Origin of the sequence: Streptosporangium sp. NPDC048047, from assembly GCF_040653115.1 — a bacterium.
In the GTDB taxonomy this organism is placed as follows: domain Bacteria; phylum Actinomycetota; class Actinomycetes; order Streptosporangiales; family Streptosporangiaceae; genus Streptosporangium.
Genome location: NZ_JBEZNH010000046.1, coordinates 20,838 through 45,933, shown reverse-complemented (window position 1 = coordinate 45,933; position 25,096 = coordinate 20,838). Strand labels below are relative to the sequence as shown.

The window sequence follows — 25,096 nt, the reverse complement described above, 5'->3', positions numbered from 1 at the left end:
ATGGACGCCTCAGATCCGTCAAAGAACGCCGGACGAGCCTGGGGCCCATGAGAAGAGATCCGAATCCCGGTTCACGGAGGGCGGTGTGACGGGGGTGACGGCACCGGCGCGGACCCGGCTGGTCGAGGTCGTGGTCCCCGTCCACAACGAGCAACGGGTGCTCGGCGGCAGCGTCCGCCGCCTGCACGCCTATCTGACCGGCGCCTTCCCCTACGGCTTCCGCATAACGATCGCCGACAACGCCAGCACCGACGCCACCTGGGAGATCGCCACGCGCCTGGAACGCGAGCTGCCGGGCGTGCGGGCCGTCCACCTGGACGCCAAGGGCCGCGGCCGGGCGCTGCGGCGGGTGTGGTCGGCCAGCGACGCCGACGTCGTCGCCTACATGGACGTCGACCTGTCCACCGGCCTGGAGGCGTTCCTGCCGCTGGTCGCCCCGCTGCTGTCGGGCCACAGCGACCTGGCCATCGGCACCCGGCTGGCGAGGAACGCCGACGTGGTCCGCGGCCCGAAGCGGGAGCTGATCTCCCGCGCCTACAACCTGCTGCTGCGCTCGGCGATGGGCGCCGGCTTCTCCGACGCCCAGTGCGGGTTCAAGGCGGGCCGTACGGAGGTCGTCCAGGCGCTGCTTCCGGCGGTCGAGGACGAGGAGTGGTTCTTCGACACCGAGCTGCTGCTCCTGGCCGAGGGGCACGGCCTGCGCATCCACGAGGTGCCGGTCGACTGGGTGGACGACCCCGACAGCCGGGTGGACATCCTGCGCACCGCCCTGGACGACCTGCGGGGGATGGCCAGGGTGGCGCGCAGGACCCTGTGGGACGCGGCCCGGCTGCCGGTGCCGCCGCGGGTCCGCTCGGCCCGCCTCCCCCGGGGCATGGCCCGCCAGCTCTCCGGCTTCGCCGTCATCGGCGTCCTCAGCACCCTGGCGCACCTGGGGCTGTTCGTCGCCCTGCGGCAGGTGGCGCCCGCGGTGGCGGCCAACGCGGTGGCGCTGTTCGTCACCGCCGTCGCCAACACCGCCGCCAACCGGCGCTTCACCTTCGGCGTCACCGGCCGCGCGGGCGCCCTGCGCCACCAGTTGGAAGGCGGCCTGGCGTTCGCCGTCGGGCTGCTGCTGAGCACCGGCGGCCTGGCGCTGCTCGGACGCCTGCTGCCGGACGCCTCCGCCGCGGCCGAGGTCGCCGCGCTCGTCGCGGCCAACGCCCTGGCCACGCTGGTCCGGTTCCTGCTGCTGCGGGCCTGGGTCTTCAACCCGCGCCGGGCGGACCGGTCCGGTCCCGCCGGGACGCCCGGCTCCTCCGGGGAGGCCGCCCGATGAGCGCCCGCGCCGCCGTACGGCGGGCGGCCCTCGGGGCCCCCGGCGACCCCCGCTGGGCGCGGCCCGGCCTGTGGGCGGTGCTCGCCCTGGCCGCCGTCCTGTACACCTGGGCGCTCGGCCGCAACGGGTACGCCAACGACTACTACGCCGCCGCGATCCTGTCGGGGACGCAGAGCTGGAAGGCGTTCTTCTTCGGCGCGCTGGACGCCGGGTCGTTCATCACCGTGGACAAGCCGCCCCTCGCGCTGTGGGTGATGGGGCTGTCGGCGAGGATCTTCGGGTTCGGGACGTGGAGCATGCTCCTGCCCCAGGCGCTGGCCGGCGTCGCGGCGGTGGGGATCCTGCACTCCGCGGTACGGCGCGCGCTGCCCGGTACGGCCGGCCACGCGGCCGCCCTGCTCGCCGCCCTGGTGATGACGCTGACCCCGATCACGGTGGCGATCAACCGGGACAACAACCCCGACACCCTCCTCGTCCTGCTACTGGTGGCCGCCGCGTGGCTCTGCCAGGAGTCGGTCCGCACCGGCCGGACGCGCACCCTGGTGCTGTCGGCCGTCGCCGTCGGGCTGGCCTTCAACGTCAAGATGCTCCAGGCGTACCTGGTGGTCCCGGTCTTCGCCGCGGTCCACCTCTTCCTGGCCCCCGGTACGGTGGCTCGCCGCCTGGGCCGGCTGCTCGCCGCCGGTGCGGCGCTGGTGGCCTCCAGCGCGTGGTGGATGGCGATCGTGGACCTGTGGCCGGCCGGAAGCCGCCCCTACGTCGGAGGCAGCTCCGACGACTCGGTCTGGGACCTGGTCGTCGGCTACAACGGCCTGGGCCGGATCTTCGGCCCCGGGGGAGGGGCGCGGGGCCGCGGCGCGGCGGGGAACCCGCCCCCGGGCGTGCCCGCGGACCTGCCGGAGGGACTCACCCGGGCTCCCGGGGGCGGCCCCGGCGGGTTCGGCGGCACGTCGGGCGCCGGGCGCCTGTTCAACGACATCCTGGCCGGGCAGATCTCCTGGCTCCTGCCGTTCGCCGTGCTCGCGCTGGTGGCCGGGCTCGTCCTGGCCTTCCGCGGCTCCCTGCGCGGCGCCCGTACGGCCCTGCTGCTGTGGGGCGGCTGGCTGGCCGTCCACTACGTGGTCTTCAGCTTCGCCGAGGGCATCTTCCACCCGTACTACACCACCGCCATGGCCCCGGCGGTCGCCGCGCCGACCGGTGTCGGCGGGGTGCTGATGTGGCGGGCGGCCCGGCGTTCGCGGGCCTGGGCCGCGGTGCTCGCGGGCGGCCTCGCGGTCACCGGGACGTGGTCCTTCGCGGTGCTGCGCCGCAGCCCGGACTTCGTGCCGTGGCTGGCGTGGGCGGTCGCCGCGATGGCGGCGGTCGCGGCGGTGACGCTGCTCATGGTCCGCCTCGGCGGGCGCGCCCGGCGGGCGGCCGCGGTGACCGTACTGGTCACCGGCCTGTTCGCCGGTCTGGCCGGTCCCGCCGCGTACGCGCTGACCCCGCTGGGCTCACCCGTCATGGGCACCAACCCCACGGCCGGCCCGGCCGGAAGCGGCATGCCCGGCATGCTGATCCGCCGCCCGGGGACGCCCGGCGCCCGGGATGGCGGCTCCGGGGGCGGTTCCGGAGCCGGTTCCGGCGACCGTCTCCCCGGCGGGGCGGGAGAACGCCTCCCCGGCGACGCGTCCGGGCCGCGCCTGATCAGACTCGGTCCGGCCGGACTTGACGACGACCTGCTCGGCTACCTGGAGCGCAACCGGGGCGGAGCGACCTGGCTGGTGGCCGTGGACAGCGCGCAGAGCGCCGCGTCGGCCATCCTCTCCACCGGCCGGCCCGTCATCGCGATGGGTGGCTTCGGCGGCTCGGACCCGGCCATGAGCGTGGACAGGCTCAGGGAGCTCGTCTCCACGGGGCGGCTCCGGTATGTGCTGCCCGGCGGGGGTCCCGGCGGTTTCGGCGGCCCGGGCGGATCCGGTGGGTCCGGCGGGTCCGCCGGTTCGGGCGCGTCCGGCGAGCCCGGCCGCTCCACGGGAACGGCCGGGGGCTCCGGCGCTCCGGATGCGGCGGGCCCGTCAGGCGGATCCGGCGGGCCCGGAGGGGGCCGGGGGAACTCCGAGGCGCTCGCCTGGGTCCGGGCCAACTGCGCCGTCGTCCCGGCGGCCGAATACGGCGGGACCGGAGGCGGCGGGACCGGAGATGGCGGAGCCGGAGACGAAGGGGCCGGAGACGAGGGGGCCGGAGGCGGCGGGACCGGAGAGGACCGGACCCTCTACCGCTGCGGCTGAGCCGCCGGGGACGGGCCGGAATCCGGTGCGGAACCGGTCCGGATATCCTTGACTGAACACTCAGTCAACAGCATCCGGACCGGTGTCCCGCGCTCCTGTTACTCTTGCGCAGTGCAGAGCGGAGACGGAGCGCGGGGCAGCCGCGCCGACCAGGCCGACCAGCGGAGGGCGGAGCTGCTCGAAGCGGCCCGGCGGGTCGTGCTCGAACGGGGCCTGGCCAGCACCCGGGTCGCCGACATCGCGCGGGCGACGAACGTGAGCGGCGGCCTGATCCACTATCACTTCGCCACCAAGAACGACCTCATCACCGAGATGCTCCGCAGCACCAGCGAGGCCGAGGTCCAGCGGCTGAGGGAGATCGGCGCCGGTCCCGGCGACTCCGTCGAGAAGCTCGACCGGATCCTGCGCTTCTACATCCCCGCCTCCCGGTCCGACCAGAGCTGGATCCTCTGGCTCGACGCCTGGGCCGTCGGGGTGCGCGAGCCGCACGTCCGCGACATCCTGCTGGAGCTGGAGAGCGGCTGGATCGAGACCCTCTCCCAGGTGATCGCCGAAGGGGTGGAGCGGGGCGAGTTCGTCTGCGACGACCCCCAGGGGGCGGCCGAGCGGCTCGACGGGATGCTCGACGGCCTGGTGGTCCGCTACACCCTGCACACCGGGAACATGTCGCGTGGCCGGCTCCTGCACCACGCCCGGGTCGCCGCGGCCCGCGAGGTCGGGCTGAGCCCCTCGGTCTTCCCCGCCTCCGAGATCCCGGAGGAGACCGGCGGCTCCGGGGCGACCGCCGGGCCGGACGGTTCCGCCGGGCCCGAGCCGGTCTGAGCCCGGCCGCCCGGTCGCGCGAACCGGCTCGCCCGGGATCGTGCCCGAACCCGCGCCTGAACCCGTGCACCGGACTCGGAGGCCCGGCGGAGCCGGGTCGTACGGCCCGGTCGCGCGGATCAGGCGGGCATGGCCGCCAGCAGGAAGGCCAGGCGCGCGGCGGCGCCCTCGACGTTGTCCGCGTCGCCGAGCCGGTAGCCCCACGAGGTGATGAAACCCCCGTCGGACGAGCACGTCACGGTTTCGGAGAGGGTGGCGCTGAAGCGGTTGCGGACGCACACGTACGCCGGGTCTCCGAACGACATCCTCTGCACCGACAGGTCGGCGTGCAGCCGGGTGGCCGTGGCGAACCTCTCCAGGCAGGACAGCGTGTCGAGCATCATGCGTCACCTCCGTCGTCGAACAGAGAATTGCACGATCTTGGCCCCCTGATCAAGCAATTGCGGGGGATTAATCCGTAGATTGCCGGAGAAGGTCGTCCAGCACCCGCGCCATCACCGTCCTGGCCTGCTCTCCGAAGGCCGCCACGCCGTGAAGCTCGTCGAACGTCGTCTCGTAGAACTCGATGTCCTCGGGGTCGCGCAGGATGAGCTCACGGGTCCTCGTCGGCACCGAGACCTGCTCCCTGTCGTAGATCCAGAAGCCGTTGAGAAGCGCCGAGGGCAGGGGCGCCTCGAAGGGGATGACGCCGAACTCCACGTTGGGCAGCGTGGTCACGGCGAGCAGCCGGTCGATCTGGCCCCGCATCACCTCGGGCGACGCCAGCCGGTAGCGCAGGGCGGCCTCGGGCAGGACGAAACGGAACGTCTTGCCCTGGTCGTAGAGGATCTCCTGGCGCTTCATGCGCACCCGGATGGCGGCGTCGATCTCGTCCGGTGACCGGTAGATGCGCTTCAGCCGGGTGAAGACGCCCCGCGCGTACTCGGTGGTCTGCAGCAGTCCGACGACGATGCCCGGCTCGAACACCCGGAACAGCGAGGTCCGCATCTCCCGGTCGCGGATGTCCTCCTGTAGCGTCGCCAGGCCGTTGCGATTCCGCTGCCTCCAGGAGTCCTGGCGATCCAGCAGTGCCCTGACCTGCTCGGCCAGCTCCTCGACCGCGCCGGGGTCGGCCTGGAGCGCGCGTCCCCACCGGGTGACGTCGTCCTCGGTCGGGGTCTGGCGGGCGTTCTCCAGGCGGGAGACCTTCGACGCCTGCCATCTGAGCCGCTCGGCGAGATCCTTGCCGGACAGGCCGGCCGACTCGCGGAGCCGCCGCAGTTGCAGGCCGAGCTCGGTCCGGCCCTCCTGGAACCCGTTCACCCGTCGTCTCCTCCGCCGGCCGTACAGGCCGGACGCCGCCGCTCGCACCGGGGCCGGTCCCTTTTCCAGGCGCGCGGCCGTCACATGACCGCACGAGGTTAGACCCGAAAGAACCGATCATGCCATAGCGCGTGGCGCAATTGTGATCAATCCGAGGGCAGCACCCGCCGGGCGATATCCACGAGCAATTCCCTCGGCACCTCGACCGCGGTCTCGCCGTCGAGGACGTGCAGCAGATCGGCCAGCGCCACGGGGTCGGTGACGTGGAGGCCCTGGACGACGATGGTGCCGCGGTCGGTCTCGTAGAGGGAGGGGCAGGCGCCCGCCTCCGACGTGGAGCCGAGGAACCGCAAACGCATGAGTCGATCCTTCCCTAGGCGACGATCATGTCGCAATTGCGAGCAATCCTAGGGTTGCGGATGTGCCTTTCGTGGTTCTGAGCACAGAAAAACCGAATTGTTGTTGGTCCGTATCCGGCGGCGAATCGCGTCCGGCCACGGGTCGTGCCCGATGACGAGCCGTTTCGGGCGGCGGGCCGTTTCGGGTGGCGGGCCGTTTCGGGTGGCGGCCGTCCTGAGGAGGGCCGGTCGAGTGGCACCCGGCGGTGCCGGGGGCCGCCGAGGGCCGGGTCGCGTTCGATGACGGGCCGGCGCGGGACCTCACAGCAGGGCGCGGGGGACGTCCGTGAGAGCGGCGCGCAGTTCCTCGCCGAGCGCCTTGGCCTGGGCGTCCAGGCGGGTGCCGGCCGAGACGCCCCGTCCCAGCAGGCCGTGGACGACGAAGTTGAGCGCGAGGAGGTTCGGCAGCTCGAAACGCTCGATCCGCAGACCCGCGACGGACGGGAGGAGCCGGGCCAGGCGCTCGGCCGTCAGGTGACCGGCCAGCCACCCGAACCGCTCGGGCGTGCTCACCCACACCCCCAGGTTGGCGTCGCCGCCCTTGTCGCCCGACCGGGCGCCCGCGATCGTCCCCAGCGGAACCCGCGCCGTCACCGGATCGTCCTCCCCGCCGGACGGGATCCGTGCCGTCACCGGGTCGTCTCCCACGCCCGCCGGAACCCGTTCCGCCGGTCCGCCGTCCCAGCCGATCTCCTCGCCGTCGAGCCGGACCCGGGGCCGTACGGTCTCCGCCGGGACCAGGGCGGGCCGGTAGACGCCGTACGGCGTGGCGCTCCCCGGCGGGGTCAGGGCGTAGCAGCCCGGATAGCTCGCCAGGGCCGTCTCCACGACGGCCGAGGAGAAGACGCGCCCGGCCTTCCCCGGGTCGGCGTCCAGCACCGTGATGCGGAGCAGCGCCGTGCCCCCGGACGGACCGGTTCCGTGAGCGTCCCCCGCCGGAGCGGCCGGACCGGTGAGAGCCGGGTCGCCCGCCGGCGCGGCGCCGAGCGGGACGAGTTCGACGTGGACCTCGTCGAAGGTCTCCTTCGGCACGCGGGCCCAGACGGCCTCCTCGGCGAGGCGGGCCTTGGCCTCGATGTCCAGGCCGGTCAGGACCAGGGTCATGGTGTTGCGGTATCCGGCCGGGTAGGTGACCGCCACCTTCAGGTCCGGCGGCGGGGCCTCGCCGCGCACCCCGGAGATCCGGACCCGGTCCGGCCCCTGCTGCTCCAGCCGGATCGTGTCGAACCGCGCCACCGCGTCGGGGCCGAGGTAGCGCGGGGAGCCGATCTCGTACAGCAGCTGCGCCGTGACGGTCCCGACCGACACCAGGCCCCCGGTCCCGGGATGCTTGGTGACCACGCATGAGCCGTCGGTCGCGAGCTCCACCAGCGGGAACCCGCAGCGCGCCGGGTCGAGCACCTCCCGGAAGAAGGCGTAGTTCCCGCCGGTCGCCTGGCAGCCGCACTCGATGACGTGCCCGGCGACCACCGACCCGGCGAGCGCGTCGTGGTCGCCGGGCCGCCAGCCGTACCGCCAGATCCCCGGGCCGGTGACCAGCGCGGCGTCGGTGACCCGGCCGGTCACCACGACGTCCGCGCCGGCCGACAGGGCGGCGGCGATCGGCCGGCCGCCCAGGTAGGCGTTGGCGGTCAGCGGGGTCGTGGTCAGCGGCTCCCCGGTCTCCGGGTCGCGCATGCCGCGCGGGTCACGGCCGGACAGGTCGTCCCCGGTGACGTGCGCGACCCGTACCCGCAGCCCGAGCCGGTCCGCCAGATCGGCCACCGCCCCGGCGCACCCGGCCGGGTCGAGGCCGCCCGCGTTGGAGACGATCCGGATGCCACGGTCCACGCACGTGCCGAGGACCTCCTCGAGCTGCCGCAGGAAGGTGGTCGCGTACCCGGGGCGGCCCTTCGCGCGGTTCCCAGCCAGGATCAGCATGGTCAGCTCGGCGAGCCAGTCGCCGGTGAGGACGTCGATCGGGCCGCCCTCAACCATCTCCCGGGCGGCCGACAGGCGGTCGCCGTAGAAGCCGGAACAGTTCGCGACGCGCAACATCGGACCTCCTGCGAAGACCGCGGCGGACAGGACAGGACAGGACAGGGCGGGCAGGACAGGGAGGGAAGGGACGTGGCGCGGGCGGGACACCGTACGGCCGGCGAGAAGGCCGTCAGGCGCCCGGCGGCACCCAGGACGCCGGGCGCTTCTCCATGAACGCGGCGATGCCCTCCTGGCCCTCGGCGGAGGTGAACCGCTCGGCCGACAGCTCGGCCATGCGGCGCATGCCCTCCTCCAGCGGTATCGCCGGCACGGTCCGCACCAGCCGCTTGGTCAGCGCGAGCGCCTCGGGGCCGCCGCGCAGCAGCATGCCTGCGTAGTGGGCGACCGTGCCGTCCAGCTCGGCCTCGGGCACGGCGCGGGTGAGCAGGCCGATCTCCTGGGCGCGGGCGGCATCGAAGGTCTCCCCGGTCATGAGGTACTCGGCCGCGGCCCGCGGGTCCAGCCGCCGCAGCACGGTCACCGAGATCATCGCCGGGACCACGCCGAGCCGCACCTCGGTGAACGCGAACGACGCCGTGTCCGGCGCGATCGCGAAGTCGCAGGCGGCCACCAGGCCCAGCCCGCCGGCGCGGGCGGTGCCGTTCAGGCGGCAGATCACCGGCTTGGGGCTCTCCCAGACCAGGCGCATGATCTCCGGGAAGGACGCGGTGACCGGGGCGTTCCTGGCCGCCCCCGGGCCGAGCCGCTGCTCCTTGAGGTCGGCGCCCGCGCAGAACACCGGACCGGTCCCGGTCAGCACGATCACCCGCACGCCGTCGTCGGCGAGCGCCCGGTCGAGGTGGTCGCGCAGCTCGCCCAGCAGCCGCACCGACAGCGCGTTGCGGTTGCGCGGCGAGTCGAGCGTGATCGTCGCGATCCCGCCGGCCGCCTCCCCGCGCACCAGGGGCTCCACCGGCCGCTCGTCAACGACGTTCATCCGCCACTCTCCTCGATCACTGCCAGCACGGCGCCCGCCTCTACCCGGTCGCCCGGGGCGACGTTCACCGCGGAGACCGCGCCGGAGGCCGGGGCGGCGACGCGGTGCTCCATCTTCATCGCCTCCAGCACCAGGACCGTCTGCCCGGCGGTGACGAGATCGGCGGGCTTGACCTCGACGCGAAGCACCGTACCGGGCATGGGCGCGAGCAGGGAGCCCGGGGCCGTGCGCCCGGCCGGCTCGGGCAGGCGGGGCAGCGGGGTGAGCCGTACCGGGCCGAGGGGGGAGTCCACGTGCGTCACGCCGTCGTAGCGGGCGACGGCGAAGCGGTGCCGTACGCCGGAGGTCTCCAGGACCACCAGGTCGGGGGCGGCGGAGACCAGGATCGTGTCCGGCAGGCCCTCGGCCCGCAGCCCGTCCCGGGTGATCAGGTAGGAGACCCGCGCCTCGGCGAAGTCCGTACGGCGGGGCTGGGAGACCACGTTGCGCCACCCGGCGGGCAGCCCCGCCTGGACGGGGGCGGCGGCGCGGTTGGCCGCGGCCTGCGCCAGGGCCGCGGCCAGGGCCGACAGGGGCAGGACGGGCGGGCCCTGGCCCGTGCCGGGCGGAGTGGCCGGCACGGCGGCCGACGGGACGGCGGAGGTCCCGGCGGGCCCGGCGGACCCGGTGGACGTGCCGGGTTCGGTGAGTGCGGCGGTCAGGTCGTGCTCGGCGAGGAATCCGGTGTGGGTGTCCCCGGAGCGGAACGCCTCGTGCCGCAGGACCCGCACCAGCAGGTCGCGGTTGGTGACGAGGCCGTGGATCCGCGCGGACGCCAGGGCCGCGGCGAGCCGGCGTACGGCCTCGGCCCGGTCGGGGGCGTAGGAGACGACCTTGGCGAGCATCGGGTCGTAGTGGACGCCGATCTCGCAGCCGTCCTCGACGCCGGAGTCCAGCCGCAGGCAGCGGGACGCGCCGGGCGGCGGCGGGGCGAAGCGGACGTCCACCCCGGGGACGTCCAGGAGGTGCAGGACACCGGCCTGCGGCAGCCAGTCGCGCCCGGGGTCCTCGGCGTACAGCCGCGCCTCGACGGCGTGGCCCGACGCCCGCGGGGGCGCCTCGGGCAGCCGCGCGCCCTCGGCCACCCGGATCTGCAGCTCGACCAGGTCGACGCCGTGCACGCACTCGGTGACGGGGTGCTCGACCTGCAGGCGGGTGTTCATCTCCAGGAACGCGACGGTGTCGCCGGAGACGAGGAACTCCACCGTGCCCGCCCCGACGTACCCGACGGCCCTGGCGGCGGTGACCGCCGCGTGGCACAGCCGGACCCTGGAGGCGGGGGAGATCGCCGGGGACGGGGCCTCCTCGATCACCTTCTGGTGCCGCCGCTGGATCGAGCACTCCCGCTCGCCCAGCGCCCACACCGTCCCGTGGCGGTCGGCCATGATCTGGACCTCGACGTGCCGGGCCCGCTCCAGGAGGGGCTCGACGAAGACCGTCCCGTCCCCGAACGCCGCCTCGGCCTCCCGCCGGGCCGACTCGACCGCGGCGGCGAGGTCGCCGCCCGGCTCCACGACCCGCATCCCGCGCCCGCCGCCGCCCGCCGACGCCTTCACCAGCAGCGCCCCCCGGCCCGCGGAGGCCGGCTCGCGCTCGATCAGGGCCCGCACGTCGCGTTCGAGGTCGCCGGCGGAGCCGTCCGGCCCGGCGGTGAAGCCGGGGAGCACCGGGACCCCGGCCGCGGCCATCAGCGCCTTGGCCTGGATCTTGGAGCCCATGGCGGCCACGGCCTCCGGGGGCGGGCCGACCCACGTCAGGCCGGCGTCCAGCACGGCCCGCGCGAACGCGGCGTTCTCCGACAGGAAGCCGTAGCCGGGGTGGACCGCGTCGGCCCCGGCCCGCAGGGCCGCCTCGACGATCCGCGCCGCGGACAGGTAGGTGGCGGCGGGCTCGTCGCCGGGCAGCCGTACGGCGTGGTCGGCCTCGGCGGCGTGGGGGGCGCCCGCGTCGGCGTCGGAGAACACCGCCACGGTCTCGATGCCGAGGTCCCGGCAGGTACGGAGGACCCGGCGGGCGATCTCACCGCGGTTGGCGACGAGGAGGCGTCCGATCATCGGCGGCCTCCCGGACGCGGGCGCCGTGACGGGCGCGCGGCGGACGGCCCGGCGGCCGCGCGGACCACCGGGAGGGCGACCGGGTTCCCGGTGGGAGCCGGTTCTCCCTTGTGCGGAGGGGAGGCCGGAAGGGGCGCCGCGGGGGCCGCCGGAAGGGTCAGGATCACGGGCTCACATCCGGAAGACGCCGAAGCCCGCGGGCTCCGGGACGGGGGCGTTGCCGACGGCCGACAGGCACAGGCCGAGGACGGTGCGGGTGTCGCGGGGGTCGATGACCCCGTCGTCGTACAGGCGGCCGGACAGGAAGAAGGGCAGCGACTCGGCCTCGATCTGCCGCTCGACCATCTCGCGCATGGCCGCGTCGCCCTCCTCGTCGTAGTCCTGTCCCCTGGCCCGCGCCGCGGCGCGGCCCACGATGGACAGCACCCCGGCGAGCTGCGCCGGCCCCATGACGGCCGACTTCGCGCTCGGCCAGGTGAACAGGAACCGGGGGTCGTAGGCCCGGCCGCACATGCCGTAGTTGCCGGCGCCGTAGGAGGCGCCCATGACGACCGTGAGGTGCGGGACCGTCGAGTTGGCCACCGCGTTGATCATCATGGAGCCGTGCTTGACGATGCCGCCGCGCTCGTAGTCCGTGCCGACCATGTAGCCCGTGGTGTTCTGCAGGAAGACCAGCGGCGTGCGGGCCTGGTTCGCGAGCTGGATGAACTGGGCGGCCTTCTGGGACTCCTCGCTGAACAGCACGCCCCGGGCGTTGGCCAGGATCCCGATCGGGTGGCCGTGCAGCCGCGACCAGCCGGTCACCAGGCTCGTGCCGTACAGGGGCTTGAACTCGTCGAACCCGCCGCCGTCCACGATCCGCACGATCACCTCGCGCGGGTCGAAGGGGACCCGCAGGTCCTCCGGCACGATGCCGAGCAGCTCGTCGGCGTCGTGCCGGGGCTCGCGCACGGGCCCGGGGGCCGGGCCCGCCCGGCGGTGGTTGAGGTTGCGCACGATCCGCCGCCCGATGCGCAGCGCGTCGTGCTCGTCGGCGGCGAGGTGGTCGGCGAGCCCGCTGACCCGGGCGTGCATCTCGGCGCCGCCCAGCGCCTCCTCCTCTGCCTCCTCCCCGGTGGCCATCTTCACCAGCGGCGGCCCGCCCAGGAAGACCTTCGCCCGCCCGCTGACCATCACCACGTGGTCGCTCAGCCCGGGGACGTAGGCGCCGCCGGCGGTCGAGCTGCCGAACACCAGGGCGATGGTCGGGATCCCGGCGGCCGACAGCCGGGTCAGGTTCCGGAAGACCCGCCCGCCGGGGATGAAGATCTCTTTCTGGGTCGGCAGGTCGGCCCCGCCGGACTCCACCAGGTTGATCAGCGGCAGCCGGTTGGCCAGGGCGATGTCGGCGGCGCGGAGCGTCTTGCGCAGCGTCCAGGGGTTGGTGGAGCCGCCGCGCACGGTGGGGTCGTTGGCGACGATCACGCACTCGACGCCCTCGACCACGCCGATCCCGGTGACCACGCTCGCCCCGACGGGGAACTCGGTGCCCCAGCCCGCCAGTGGCGAGAGCTCCAGGAAGGCCGAGTCGGGGTCGACGAGCAGCTCGATCCGCTCCCGGGCGAGCAGTCCGCCCCGCGCGCGGTGTCGCTCGACGTACTTCGGGCCGCCCCCGGCGACCGCCCTGGCGTGCTCGGCGTCGAGTTCGGCCAGCTTGGCGAGCATCGCCGCGCGCCGCGCCCGGTAGTCGTCCCCGGAGATGTCCGGCCCGCTCACCGGGCGTCCCGCCCGGTGTCCGTCCGCCTGCCCCGCCTGCCGCGCGCCGGGCGCCTCCGCCCGGCCACCGTCCCAGAGTTGACGATCACTCCAGCAAGGTAGCCGACGCTCCGGCGCTCCGACAGGGGCGATGACACGTGTTGCGGCGGAAGCGGAGAATACGCGCCGGAACGGCGGCGGGAACGTTTGCTCCGGCCGGTCCGTGGCACCTGGAGATCATGAACCTATCGAGGAAGCAAAGGCATCTTCTGTTCGGTGCGTTCGGGCACATGAAGCCGTCGAGGGCGATACGGACCGTCCTCCTCTTCGCCGTGTCGGGCACCGTGCTGTCGATCGTCCTCTCGGTCCTGCTGGACGACATGATCCTGGGCCTCGTCCTCGGGTACGGCCTCACGGGCGGGGCGACGCTGTCGTACGCGTTCTGGGACCGCGGGAGGACCGCGGAGCGGGAGCGCGGCGGACGGGTGAACGCCGCCCGGAGGCCGCTCGGGACCTGACGGGCGCGGTGCCTCCGTCGGACCGGTCCCGTCCGGGGCCGGTCCGGCGTCTTCCGGGTCAGCCGCAGTGGCTCCAGCCGCTCTTCCATGACGCCGAGCCGTACGAGCCGCCCCAGATGACGCACTTCTTGGCGCCGGGGAGCCGCACCGGCCCGGCGTAGGCGGTGTAGGAGCCCGGGTTGCCGCCGGAGGAGCCGCCCTTCACCTGGAGGATCGCGTTCATGGAGATCTTCCCCGGGACCACGTACTTCGACATGGTCACCACGCAGTTGCGGCCCGCCCCCGAGTTGTAGAGCAGGTAGACGGTGGCCGAGGACGACAGGGCGTGGGAGTCGATCACCTTGTAGCCGGAGCCGCAGACGCCGGTCGCGGTGTAGGGGTTGGGCTTCGGCGCGGGCTTGGGCTTGGACGTCGTGGCGCTCGGTTTCGGCTTCGGCGCGGTCGTCGGCTTGGTGGTGGCCCGCGGCGGCGCGGTGGCCGGCTTCCCGGTGGAGCCGGTGGAGTCGGACGACGGGTCGCCCGGCTCCACCGTGTCCTGGTCCGCGGTCTGCCGCGGCTGCCCACGGTCACCGGAGCCGCCGCCCGCTTCGGTGGCCGTCGGCTTGGGCGTCCTGGGCGGCTGGGGCGCGACGGTCCGCTCCCGGCCGGCCCGGACGGTGGGCGAGGGGCTCGGCTTCGGCGCGGGCGACTCCCACGCCGCGGGCGGTTCGTCGGGCATGAGCTCGGACTCCGGCTGCTCGGGCTCTCCGGCCTGCCGGGTGGGGTTCGCCTCCGCGCTCCTGGACGCCTCGGCGGCCTCGGCGGCGGAGGTCCGCTCGTCGCCGTTGAGGATCACCACGGTGCCCGTGGCGACCGCCAGCGCGGCCACGCCCGCCACGCTCGCGAGCAGGAGGCCGCTCGGCCGGCGCGGCTTCGGCGCGGGCCTGCCCGGCCGGGACGGATCACCGGGGACGGCCGGACCGGGAGCGGCACCGGGGCGGGAGGCCCCCGAGCCGGCCGGACCGGGGGCGCCGCCGGGGTGCGGGAGGCCGGAGACGGCGCCGGGGTGTGGGGCGCCGGGGTGTGGGGGGCCGGCGGCGGCCGGGGTGGAACCCGGCGGGCCCGGCCGGGCGGGGGCGGGCGGAGGCGGCACCGCGGACGGGGTCTGCGCGGCCCGGTCCCGAGCGGCCCGGTCCCGAGCGGCCTGGTCCCGAGCGGCCTGGTCCTGGGCGGCCTGGTCCTGGGCGGCGGGACGGCCCCGCCCGCGGGCGGGGGAGGGGATCGTCGAACCCATCAGGTGGCTCACCAGCTCCTCGGCGGTGGGCCGCGCCGCCGGGTCCTTGGACAGGCACGCGGTCACCAGGGAGTGCAGCTGCCCCTCCAGCGCGCCGAGGTCGGGCTCGGCGGTGAGGATCCGGTTCATCACCACCGGGATGGAGTCCGCGCCGAACGCGGGCTTGCCGGTCGCGGCGAAGACCATCGTGACGCCCCAGGCGAACACGTCGGCCGCGGCCGTCACCTCGCCGTCGCCGAGCTGCTCGGGGGCGAGGTAGGACGGCGTGCCCACGGCCGTCCCGGTGGAGGTCAGGCCGGGGGAGTCCAGCGCCCTGGCGATGCCGAAGTCGATCACGACGGGGCCCTCCGGCCCCATCAGCACGTTGGCGGGCTTGAAGTCCCGGTGCAGGATCCCCGCGCGGTGGATCGCCGACAGCGCGGTGGCCGTGCTCATCGCGAGGCGGTCGAGCGCGGCCCCCCGGCGCGGCCCCTCGGTGAGGACCAGCTGCCGCAGCGACGGCCCCGGCACGTACTCGCTGACGACGTACGGCTGACTGCCCGCGAGGTCGGCGTGGAGCACCGAGGCGGTGCAGAACCGGGCGACCCGCTGGGCGACCGAGACCTCCCGCAGGAACCGTGACCGCGCCTCGGGGTCGGAGGCCAGGCCGTGATGCAGGAGCTTGACGGCGACCTGCTCACCCGCCGGTCCGCGCCCGAGGAAGACGACCCCCTGACCGCCCTCCCCCAGGCGGCCGGTCAGCTCGTACTGGCCCAACCGCGGGGGATCCCCCGCTGCGAGCGGCTCTACCACAACGACCCCCGACAAAAGCCAAAAAATAGGTTTATCTGGGGCAGCACGCTACCAGCGTGAGCGCGGGGACGGATGTTTTCCGCCACACCTCACCGGTCACCGCCGGTCCGGGCGGGCCGCCGGGACCTTCCCGGCCTCGGTGAACGGGCGCTCCGCCGTACCCGGGCCCGCCGGGGCCACCCGGGTCGCCGGGCGGCCCCGGCGGGCGAGCGGCTCAGATGGCCTTGCCGGGGTTGAGGATGCCGAGCGGGTCGAAGAGATCCTTGATCCCGTGGTGCAGCTCCTCGGTGACCGGCCCGGTCTCCAGCGCCAGCCAGCGCCGCTTCAGCAGCCCGACGCCGTGCTCGCCGGTGAGCGTGCCGCCCATGGCCAGCGCCTCCCGGAAGACCTCGTCGGCCGCGGCCCACACGTTCGGCGGCGGCTCGGTCAGGGCGTGGTCGAAGATGAAGACCGGGTGCAGGTTGCCGTCGCCGGCGTGGGCGACCGTGGCGATCAGCGCGTCGTGCCGCGCCGCGATGGCCTCGATCTTCTCGATCATGAACGGCAGTGCCGAGCGCGGCACGCACACGTCCTCCACCAGGCACTTGCCCAGCCGTTCCTTGGCCTGGTAGGCCATCCGGCGGACCCCGATCAGCTCCTGGGCCTCCTGGGGGGTGGAGGAGACCGCCACGAAGGACGCCCCGTCGGCCTCGCACAGCTCCGACATGCGCGCGGCGACGGCGTCGGCGTCGGCGGAGTCCGCCTGCCCGATCAGCATCGCCTTGGTGGCCGGCTCCAGCCCGATGTTGCGCCAGGCGTCGACGGCCTCGAGCGTGGTCCGGTCGAGCATCTCCAGCAGCGACGGCTGGCACCCGGCCGCGATGATCGCCGAGACCGCGGCGGCGGCGTCCCGCAGGGAGGTGAACTCGGCGGCGATCGTCGCCGGGTAGGAGGCGGGGGCGCGGCGCAGCCGTACGGTGGCCGCCGTGATGATCCCGAGCGTCCCCTCCGAGCCGACGAACAGGCCGGTCAGGTCGTAGCCCGTCACGCCCTTGACCGTGCGCCTGCCGGTGTCGACGACCCGCCCGTCGGCCAGGACGACCTCCAGGCCCAGCGCCGAGTCGCGGGTCACGCCGTACTTCACGCACCGCAGCCCGCCCGCGTTGGTGGCGAGGTTGCCGCCGATCGTGGAGATCTCGTAGGAGGAGGGGTCGGGGGCGTACATCAGCCCGTGCTCGCGGGCCGCCCTGTCCAGGTCGGCGGTGATGACGCCGGGCTCCACCACGGCGATCTCGTCGGCCGGGGACAGCTCCCGGATCGCGGTCATCTTGTGCAGCGCCAGCACCACGCCGCCGTCCACCGAGGTGGCTCCGCCCGCCAGGCCGGTCCCGGCGCCCCGGGGCACCACCGGCACCCGGTGACGGGTCGCCCATCGCATGACGGCCACCACGTCGTCGCGGCTCTCGGCCAGCACGACGGCCAGGGGCTTGCCCGGCTCCAGGAAGGTCCGGTCCCGGGCGTAGGAGTCGGTCACGTCGGGGTCGGTCAGGATCTTTCCGGGTGCGAGCGCGGCGGTGAGTTCGGCGATAGCAGTCACAAGGGGACTTTAAGCCCTCGGGTCGAGCCGCCCTGACCGGGAGTCGGCCCCGGGGCTCCGCCGGGGGGACCCGGGTGCGGACGGGGTCCGGCCCGATGCGAGAATTCGGGAAATAAGGGCGAATTCTCCCTGTAAGTGTAGATTTTGAGCTTAATTACCTTAATGAGACGATTAGTTGACTATGTAGCTACTCGTGCCGCGTGTTCGGGTTATCCGCACCGGGCAGAGGGCTGGTGAACGAACGGGGAGTTCCGCCGTATCCGGCCGTCGCCAACCGGAAGGAGCCGGCTGTGACAACTGTGCAGCAGCGGCCCGCGCTCGCGCCCACCGCCAAGGGTTCCCTGATCGTGTCGTGGCTGACCACGACCGATCACAAGATCATCGGGAACCTCTATCTGATCACGTCGTTCGCGTTCTTCGTGATCGCCGGGCTCATGGCGATGGTCATCCGCGCGGAGCTGCTCCAGCCGGGCCTCCAGTTCGTCAGCCAGGAACAGTACAACCAGATGTTCACCATGCACGGCGCGGTGATGCTGCTGCTGTTCGCCACGCCGCTGTTCGCCGGATTCGCCAACGCGATCATGCCGCTGCAGATCGGCGCGCCCGACGTGGCCTTCCCCCGGCTGAACATGGTGAGCTACTGGCTGTTCCTGTTCGGCGGGATCATCGTCATCTCGGGTTTCTTCACCACCGGCGGCGCGGCGAGCTTCGGCTGGTTCGCCTACACCCCGCTGTCGAGCATGGTCAGCTCGCCCGGAGCCGGCGGCGACCTGTGGATCATCGGCCTGGTCATCGCGGGTCTGGGCACGATCCTGGGCGCGGTCAACTTCATCACCACGATCATCTGCATGCGCGCCCCCGGCATGACCATGTTCCGGATGCCCATCTTCACCTGGAACGTGCTGCTCACCTCGATGCTGGTGCTGATGGCCTTCCCGGTGCTGGCCGCCGCGATGATGGCCCTGTTCATCGACCGGAAGCTCGACGCCCAGATCTACGCCCCCGAGACCGGCGGGCCGATCCTGTGGCAGCACCTGTTCTGGTTCTTCGGCCATCCCGAGGTGTACATCATCGCGCTGCCGTTCTTCGGCATCATCACCGAGGTCATCCCGGTCTTCAGCCGCAAGCCCGTCTTCGGCTACATCGGCCTGGTCGGCGCGACGATGGCCATCTCGGGACTGTCGATGACCGTGTGGGCGCACCACATGTTCCCGACCGGTCAGGTGCTGCTGCCGTTCTTCTCGTTCATGTCCTTCCTCATCGCGATCCCGACCGGGGTGAAGTTCTTCAACTGGACCGGCACCATGTGGCGCGGCCACCTGACCTTCGCCACCCCCATGCTGTTCGCGGTCGGCTTCCTGGTCACCTTCCTGCTCGGCGGCCTGACCGGCGTCATCCTCGCCTCGCCGCCGCTGGACTTCCACGTGACCGACTCCTACTTCGTGGTGGCCCACTTCCACTACGTCGTCTTCGGCACCGTGGTCTTCGCGATGTTCGCGGGGTTCTACTTCTGGTGGCCGAAGCTGACCGGGCGGATGATGAACGAGACGATCGGCAAGATCCATTTCTGGCTGCTGTTCATCGGGTTCCACACCACCTTCCTGGTCCAGCACTGGCTCGGCGTCGAGGGCTTCCCGCGCCGCTACGCCGACTACAGCGCGATCGACGGCTTCACCGGCCTGAACATGATCTCCTCGATCGGCGCGTTCGTCCTCGGAGCCTCCACGCTGCCGTTCTTCTACAACGTCTGGTGGTCCTTCCGCCACGGGGAGCGGGTCACGGTGGACGACCCCTGGGGGTTCGGGAACTCCCTGGAGTGGGCGACCTCCTGCCCGCCGCCGCGGCACAACTTCACCTCGCTGCCGCGCATCCGCTCCGAGCGTCCGGCCTTCGACCTGCACCACCCCAGGGTGAAGACCCAGCCGCGCCAGCTCGACCCGACCGCCCCGCGGGAGGAGATCTGACCGCCCGGTCCCTCCCGTCCTGACGTCGCGCCGGCGTCGCCCCGACGCCCCGACGCCCTGACGCCCTGACGCCCCGGCACCCCGGTGCCGGGGCGTCGCCGTGTCCCGGCACCCCGTGACGCCCGCCGTACGGCCGGCCCGTCCGTGACGCCCGTCGTACGGCCCGCGCCCCCGTGACGCCCGTCCGTCGCGTGCCCCCGTCCGCCGCGTGATCCTCCCGCCATGCGCACGGTCCCGTACGGCGGTCCCCGTACGGTCCGCCTCCCCCCGTCCGGCCCGCACGTCGGTGGCCTACCGCGCCCGACCTGCCGATTGACCTTCAGTAAAGGATCAAGGAGCGACATAACGTATTTACGCGACAAAAGGCTCTCAATTACAGTTTCGCAACATAAAGCCGACGTCTTTACTCTTGCTTTACCTTCTCGTCTAACGTCCCCGTCGGCGCGTGCACACGGCACGCAGGGATGTCCGCGCCCGGCGAACCCGGGCAGGGAGGGTATGCGTTGTCCAGTAGAGGCAGAGGCATCCGCAGGCGCGTTCTCGCGCTGGTGCCTGTGGTCGGCCTGGCCGCCGCGGGACTGGCCGTCGGCGGCCAGTCGGCGCAGGCCGACACTTCGGTCGCCCGGTACCAGCCGTCCGCGGCCGATTACTACATCAACTACGCGCCGCCCAGGGAAGAGCCGGAGGTGGCCGACCCGGCCGTCCCCGGCTCGCGCGCCAAGGCGCGTCAGGCCATCGCGGCGAAGAAGGTCAACCGCAAGTATTCCGAGGGCAACCCCGCCGCGGCCCGGGTGCTGGCCGCCCGCGAGGCCCAGGCGATCAGGACCGGGCTCAACCCGGCCGAGTTCCTGTTCAAGAAGTCGAAGGTCGTCAAGCAGGCCAAGCTCCTCACCCTCCTGGTGGAGTTCAACGACAAGGCCAACGACGACTTCTCGGGCTTCAGCCGTCCCAAGAGCGTGACCGAGGACGAGTGCGTGACCGAGCCTCCGGGCACGCTGATCAACGGTCCGCTGCACAACAAGATCCCCGACCCGGCGAAGCTGCCGCACAAGGACAACAACAGCTTCTGGGTGTCGGACTTCAGCCCCGAGCACTTCAACAAGATGCTTTACAGCTCCAAGGGCATCACCGAGCGGGTCCGCCCCGACCTGACCGACCCCCGGGACGGCCGCAAGGGCATCGACATCTCCGGCTCCACCATGAAGAACATGTACGAGGAGATGTCCAAGGGCGCCTACACCGTCAGCGGTCAGGCGAGCCCGTGGATCAAGGTCCCGCACTCCGAGGCCTACTACGGCGCCCGCGCCTGCGGCCAAGAGCCCCAGGACATGACCGGCCACCCGAGCAACCCGCTCGGCCCGGGCCAGCTCGCCATCGACGCGGTCGACTCCCTCGCCGCCGCCGACCCGAACTTCCCCTGGGCCGACTACGACGTCGAGGACGTCGCCGACGCCGACGGCGACGGCAACTTCGCCGAGCCCGACGGCGTGGTGGACCACCTGGTGCTGGTCCACGCCGGCAAGGACAAGTCCTCCGACGGCGGCGCCGAGGGCCCCTACGCGATCTGGGCGCACTCCAGCGCGGTGGCCGGCGGCTACAAGGTGCCCGGCAAGGACGTGAAGATCTCCAACTACATCGTCCAGCCGGAGGACTCCGGCGTCGGCGTCTTCGCCCACGAGTACGGCCACGACCTGGGCCTGCCGGACCTGTACGACACCACCGGCCAGGGGTCCTCCGCGGTCGACTTCTGGGACCTGATGTCCAGCGGCTCGCACAGCGGCCCGATCTTCCAGTCCATGCCCACCCACATGGGCATCTGGGACAAGTGGGTCCTCGGCTGGGCCAACCCCAAGGTTTTCAACGCCGGTGACTCCTCCCGCCTCGTGACGATCGGCCAGGCGTCGCGCACGCCCAAGCTCACCCAGGACGGCGTCCGGGTGAACGTGCCCAGCGCGCCGCTGAAGATGATCGCGCCGCACAGCGGCACGAAGATGTGGTGGTCCAACCTCGACCAGGAGTGGGGCGACGTCAAGCTCGCCCGCGACGTCCAGGTCCCGGCCGGCTCCGACGTGAAGTTCTGGCTCTGGAACAACTACGAGATCGAGCAGGACTGGGACTTCGGCTTCGTCGAGGCGTCCACCGACGGCGGCTCCACCTGGAGCCAGCTGAAGGTCTACACCGAGGGCGGCGCCCTGGTCTCGACCGGTGACGACTACCCCGACCCCAACAAGAACCTCGCCAAGTTCAACAACCGCAAGTACGGCCTCACCGGCGACACCGACGGCTGGCGGCACGACTACGTCGACCTGACCCCGTACGCGGGCAAGGACATCAAGCTGCGCCTGGTCTACGACACCGACGCGGCCTTCACCCCGCGCAGCTGGCACGTGGACGACTTCGCGCTCACCAACGGCGGCCAGACCGTCTGGAGCGACGACGTCGAGGGCGGCAACAACGGCTGGACCACCAGCGGCGGCACCTTCACCAACACCCACGGCCAGGGCTGGATCGTCAACGACGGCTACCGCGAGATCTCCCGCTTCTACCTCGCGGAGTGGCGCAACTTCGACGGCTTCGACAAGGGCCTGCAGTACACCTACACCACCAACTACTCCCGTGACGGCGCGTGGAAGGTGGAGAAGGTCAAGTACAACGCGCCCGGCCTGCTGGTGTGGTACCGCGACTCCACCTACACCAACAACTCCATCGTCGGCAACCTGGATCTGGCGCCGAGCATCGGCTCCAAGGGCAGCCTCCTCCTGGTCGACTCCCACTTCGACCCGCTCCGCCGCAACGGCGCGGGGGCCGAGAAGGACCCGACCGTGCTGAAGAACCTGCCCGGCCGTATGCAGACCTCGAACGCGGCCTTCTCCTTCGGCAAGACCTACCCCTTCACCGAGTGCATCGAGGGCCCGGGCGAGCCGTTCAGCGCCTACTGCAGCAAGCTGCCGGCCCAGAACGGGGTGCGCGAGTTCACCGACGCCAAGACCTGGTACCCGGGCTTCGAGTCCCGCGACGGCAACCTGTACTACCGCGACTTCGACGCCTCGGTGGTCGTCCCGTCCAAGGGCGACCAGCCCTACAGCACCCGGGTCGTCAACCCCGACGGCACCCCGGCCACCGACCTGTACGGCACCGACCTGGGCGACGGCCACGTCCTCGGCTCCGGCAACCCCGGCGACGAGGGCAAGGCGCTGGGCGTGAAGCTCAAGCTGATCTCCCCGCTGCCCGGCAACCTCGGGGCGATCGTCCAGGTGACCCCGCCGTCCAAGTGACCCGGAAGGTCCGCCTGACCGCCTGACCGCCTGACCACCCGGTCCCGGACCGCCCGGTTCTCCCGGGCGGCCCGGTTCCCCCGGCCGGGAACCGTGTATGGCCCCGCCGTCACCGACGGCGGGGCCATACCATTTGAGCGGCAGGAACGCCGAGGCGGAGAGGGACACGTGGCAGAGCTCCGAAGCAAGGCCGAGCACACCGAGGCCATCCGGACGAAGGGCAGGGTCTGCCTGGTCGTCAACACGCGTTCGCGCCGCGGCCGCCGGCTCTTCCCCGAGGTCGTCCGCGCGCTGCAGGCGGAGGGTTTCAAACCGGTCCGCATCCTCACCGTCGACGATCCCCGCCGCCTGCGGGCCACGCTGGACGCGGCGCTGGACGAGCACCCCGACCTGCTGGCCGTCGGCGGCGGCGACGGCACGCTCAGCGCCGCGGTCAAGCACGTCGCCCACCGCGACGTCGCCCTCGGCCTGCTGCCGCTGGGCACCACCAACAACTTCGCCCGCAGCCTCGGCCTTCCGCTGGACCTGCCCGGAGCGGTCCGGGTGTTCCGCACCGGCAAGGTCGCCGACATCGACCTGGGCGTCGCCGGTGACCGGGAGTTCGCCAACCTCGCCAGCTTCGGCGTCTCCGTCGAGGTGGCCGGCAAGGTGCGGCCCTGGCTCAAGCGCGTCCTGGGACGGCCGGCCTACCCCCTGACCGCCCTGACGATCCTCCCCGGGCACCGGCCCTTCCGCGCCGCCATCACGGTGGACGGCCGGCGCCACGAGCTGCTCACCCACCAGCTCAACATCGCCAACGGCCGCTTCCACGGCGGCTGGCAGGTCGCCAGGGACATCAGCATCGACAACGGCCAGCTCGTCGCCTACCAGCTCGGCTCGGGCAAGCGCCTCCGGCTGGTCGTGGAGACCCTGATCCGCGCCGCCACCGGCCGCTGGCGCAGCCTCGCGGGCGGCCCCTTCGTCGTCGGCCGGGAGATGCTCCTGGAGACCGACCCGCCGATGGCCGCCGACGTCGACGGAGAGGTCCGCCTGATGACGCCGATCACCATCCGGACCATCCCGAACGGCCTGCGGGTGATGGTCCCCGAAGAGTTCGTCGACTCCTGAGCGCCCCGGCCCCGCGCCGCCCGGCCGTCGTCACGGCCTTTCACGGCCGTCGTCACGGCCGTCGTCACGGCCGTGAAAGGCCGTCATCACGGGCGGCGGCCGGACAGGCGGCGGAACCTGCCGCGGATCCGGTCGAGCAGCACGGGGTCGCGCTCCGCCGCCCGCTCCCCGGGAGGCAGCCCCTCCCGGGCCCGCCGCAGGTCGTCGAGGGCCTCGGCGGCGCTCGGCCGCTTGTCCGGGGAGTGGTCGCGCATCCGCCGCAGCAGGTCCGTCACCTGCGTCGGGACGTCGTCCAGCGGGGTCTCGGCGTCCGGGTTCCCCGACGGGAGCCGCCCGGCGAGCAGGTGGAAGCCGATGACCCCCGCCGCGTACACGTCGGAGGCGGCCGTCATCAGCTCGGGCTGGTACTCGGGGGCGACGTAGGGGGTGTCGAGGACGTTGGGCAGCTCGCTGGCGACCGTGTAGGGCCGGGGGCCGGGCTTGGCGTAGTCGAACCCGGTCAGCATCGCCCGGCCGTCCTCGGTCACCAGGACCCACGCCGGGCTGAGCGCCCGGTGGATGACGTTGTTGGCGTGGACGTGGGCCAGGCCCGCCAGCATGTCCTCCAGCACGTCGAGCCGGGCCGCGACGGGCAGGGCCCGCCGGGACGCGGTCAGCCGCAGCTGCAGCGCCTGGCCGTGCACGTCGTCGAGGACCAGCACGAACCGGCTCTCGTCGTCGACGGCGAAGAAGTCGCGCGCTCGGACGACGCACGGGTGCGGCGGGATCCTGGTGAGGGCCTGGTAGGCGTTGGTGATCAGCCGCCGCTCGGCCGCGCGCGGCTCCTCCTCGGCCAGCGGATCGGCCCGGTACACCCGCAGCAGCACCGTCTCGCTGCCCGGGACCGTGGCGTTGAACGCGCGGTACTCGGTGACCCGGGCGTCCCCGCCGAGCTCCTCCTCCACCTCCCAGTTGCCGAACCGGGGCGGCGCGGTGGACCTCCGTACGGCGCCGTTCAGCGCCTCCAGGATCGCGGTCCGGTACGGCCCGGTGTCCGGGGTGCAGCCCCGCCTGATCCGGGAGACGTCGCGCAGCGTGGGGATCAGCCCGTCGAGGCCGGTCACGTGCCCGAGGTCGCGGCCGGCCGGGTCGACGAGCTCGGTGTCGGGCCCGGTCAGCACGACGAGGCTGTCGACGTACACCCGCTCCAGCTCCCTCCGCCGCTGGACCAGCAGGCCCTTCAGCGCCCGCCCGGTGCCGCGCAGCTTGGTCACGGGGGAGCCGAACGCCTCCCGCCGCGCCGGGAACCACCGCGACCCGGCGACCTCGATCCGCCCGCGTGTCCCCTTCACGTCGATCACGCACAGGGAGTGGCCGGTCAGGACCACCAGGTCCACCTCGAAGACGTCGCCGTCGCGCGGCACCTCGATGTTGTGCAGCAGCAGCCAGTCGTCGGGGGCGTTGTCCCGCAGATGCGCGATCACCCGTCGCTCGGCGTCGTTGACCGGGCGTCCGCCGCCGACGATCTGTGCCATCTCTAGCGTGCCGCCCTTCCCATCGCGTTCGGTAAGCAGAGCAAGGGTCTCATGATCTGGCGTAACAGACTTTCCTCGCGAGCCGACACGCCCCGTGTCCCGGGGCCGTCCGGCGCGTCGCCGATCCGGCCGCCGGGTCCGTCGCCCGTCCGGCCGGGAGCGGGCGGCGGGGGAGGGGAGCGGC

The 25,096-nt window shown here is 73.0% G+C and carries 17 protein-coding genes; 7 read left to right on the top strand and 10 right to left on the bottom strand.

Annotated elements, in window-relative coordinates:
* The first annotated feature begins 85 nt into the window (after positions 1 to 85).
* The 3 genes from AB0D67_RS29645 (at position 86) to AB0D67_RS29635 (ending at position 4,410) form a co-directional block, all read left to right on the top strand.
* On the top strand, positions 86 to 1,318 hold the full coding sequence (locus AB0D67_RS29645) for a glycosyltransferase (protein WP_362943158.1): 1,233 nt from the start codon (positions 86 to 88) through the stop codon (positions 1,316 to 1,318).
* On the top strand, positions 1,315 to 3,588 hold the full coding sequence (locus AB0D67_RS29640; RefSeq protein ID WP_362943155.1) for a glycosyltransferase family 39 protein: 2,274 nt from the start codon (positions 1,315 to 1,317) through the stop codon (positions 3,586 to 3,588). Before AB0D67_RS29645 ends, AB0D67_RS29640 begins: the two co-directional genes overlap by 4 nt.
* A 111-nt stretch (positions 3,589 to 3,699) precedes the next feature.
* Positions 3,700 to 4,410, top strand: a complete 711-nt coding sequence (locus AB0D67_RS29635) for a TetR family transcriptional regulator C-terminal domain-containing protein (RefSeq protein ID WP_362943152.1) — start codon at positions 3,700 to 3,702, stop codon at positions 4,408 to 4,410.
* A 119-nt stretch (positions 4,411 to 4,529) separates the two neighbouring features.
* Here the strand turns inward: AB0D67_RS29635 and AB0D67_RS29630 are convergent, their stop codons facing one another.
* The 7 genes from AB0D67_RS29630 to AB0D67_RS29600 form a co-directional block, all read right to left on the bottom strand.
* Positions 4,530 to 4,793, bottom strand: coding sequence for a hypothetical protein (locus tag AB0D67_RS29630; RefSeq protein WP_362943149.1), 264 nt, complete (start codon positions 4,791 to 4,793; stop codon positions 4,530 to 4,532).
* Positions 4,794 to 4,860: 67 nt separating this feature from the next.
* Positions 4,861 to 5,712 carry a helix-turn-helix transcriptional regulator gene (locus AB0D67_RS29625; protein ID WP_362943146.1) on the bottom strand — a complete coding sequence of 284 codons (852 nt, stop codon included), beginning with the start codon at positions 5,710 to 5,712 and terminating at the stop codon, positions 4,861 to 4,863.
* Between the two features lie 146 nt (positions 5,713 to 5,858).
* Positions 5,859 to 6,071 carry a hypothetical protein gene (locus tag AB0D67_RS29620; protein ID WP_362943143.1) on the bottom strand — a complete coding sequence of 71 codons (213 nt, stop codon included), beginning with the start codon at positions 6,069 to 6,071 and terminating at the stop codon, positions 5,859 to 5,861.
* Between the two features lie 300 nt (positions 6,072 to 6,371).
* On the bottom strand, positions 6,372 to 8,147 hold the full coding sequence (locus AB0D67_RS29615; RefSeq protein WP_362943140.1) for an acyclic terpene utilization AtuA family protein: 1,776 nt from the start codon (positions 8,145 to 8,147) through the stop codon (positions 6,372 to 6,374).
* 112 nt (positions 8,148 to 8,259) lie between these two features.
* Entirely contained in the window at positions 8,260 to 9,066 is an 807-nt protein-coding gene (locus tag AB0D67_RS29610; protein WP_362943137.1) for an enoyl-CoA hydratase-related protein, read from the bottom strand.
* The gene (locus AB0D67_RS29605) at positions 9,063 to 11,159 is read right to left on the bottom strand and encodes a biotin carboxylase N-terminal domain-containing protein (RefSeq protein ID WP_362943134.1); all 2,097 of its coding nucleotides are present in this window, start codon (positions 11,157 to 11,159) and stop codon (positions 9,063 to 9,065) included. The genes AB0D67_RS29610 and AB0D67_RS29605 overlap by 4 nt, the downstream gene beginning before the upstream one ends.
* A gap of 171 nt (positions 11,160 to 11,330) precedes the next feature.
* Positions 11,331 to 12,863, bottom strand: a complete 1,533-nt coding sequence (locus tag AB0D67_RS29600; protein WP_362943227.1) for a carboxyl transferase domain-containing protein — start codon at positions 12,861 to 12,863, stop codon at positions 11,331 to 11,333.
* 320 nt (positions 12,864 to 13,183) lie between these two features.
* Between AB0D67_RS29600 and AB0D67_RS29595 the strand changes: the two genes are divergently transcribed.
* Positions 13,184 to 13,411, top strand: a complete 228-nt coding sequence (locus AB0D67_RS29595) for a hypothetical protein (RefSeq protein ID WP_362943131.1) — start codon at positions 13,184 to 13,186, stop codon at positions 13,409 to 13,411.
* A 58-nt stretch (positions 13,412 to 13,469) separates the two neighbouring features.
* On the opposite strand, the gene AB0D67_RS29590 is transcribed toward AB0D67_RS29595, so the two are convergent.
* Both AB0D67_RS29590 and AB0D67_RS29585 read right to left on the bottom strand, forming a co-directional pair.
* A complete protein-coding gene (locus AB0D67_RS29590) occupies positions 13,470 to 15,440 on the bottom strand; it encodes a protein kinase (RefSeq protein WP_362943128.1) in 1,971 nt (656 codons plus the stop codon).
* 250 nt (positions 15,441 to 15,690) lie between these two features.
* Positions 15,691 to 17,052, bottom strand: coding sequence for an FAD-linked oxidase C-terminal domain-containing protein (locus AB0D67_RS29585; protein WP_362943125.1), 1,362 nt, complete (start codon positions 17,050 to 17,052; stop codon positions 15,691 to 15,693).
* A 290-nt stretch (positions 17,053 to 17,342) separates the two neighbouring features.
* On the opposite strand from AB0D67_RS29585, the gene ctaD reads away from it, so the two are divergent.
* The 3 genes from ctaD to AB0D67_RS29570 all read left to right on the top strand — a co-directional run bounded on the left by ctaD (position 17,343) and on the right by AB0D67_RS29570 (position 23,398).
* Positions 17,343 to 19,016 carry a cytochrome c oxidase subunit I gene (gene ctaD / locus AB0D67_RS29580; RefSeq protein ID WP_362943122.1) on the top strand — a complete coding sequence of 558 codons (1,674 nt, stop codon included), beginning with the start codon at positions 17,343 to 17,345 and terminating at the stop codon, positions 19,014 to 19,016.
* Between the two features lie 503 nt (positions 19,017 to 19,519).
* Positions 19,520 to 22,291: an immune inhibitor A domain-containing protein gene (locus tag AB0D67_RS29575; RefSeq protein WP_362943119.1), complete on the top strand. Its 2,772-nt coding sequence runs from the start codon at positions 19,520 to 19,522 to the stop codon at positions 22,289 to 22,291.
* A 168-nt stretch (positions 22,292 to 22,459) separates the two neighbouring features.
* Complete coding sequence (locus tag AB0D67_RS29570) at positions 22,460 to 23,398, top strand: diacylglycerol kinase family protein (protein WP_362943116.1); 939 nt, start codon at positions 22,460 to 22,462, stop codon at positions 23,396 to 23,398.
* Between the two features lie 86 nt (positions 23,399 to 23,484).
* On the opposite strand, the gene AB0D67_RS29565 is transcribed toward AB0D67_RS29570, so the two are convergent.
* Positions 23,485 to 24,912 carry an NERD domain-containing protein kinase family protein gene (locus tag AB0D67_RS29565; RefSeq protein WP_362943113.1) on the bottom strand — a complete coding sequence of 476 codons (1,428 nt, stop codon included), beginning with the start codon at positions 24,910 to 24,912 and terminating at the stop codon, positions 23,485 to 23,487.
* Between the last annotated feature and the right edge of the window lie 184 nt (positions 24,913 to 25,096).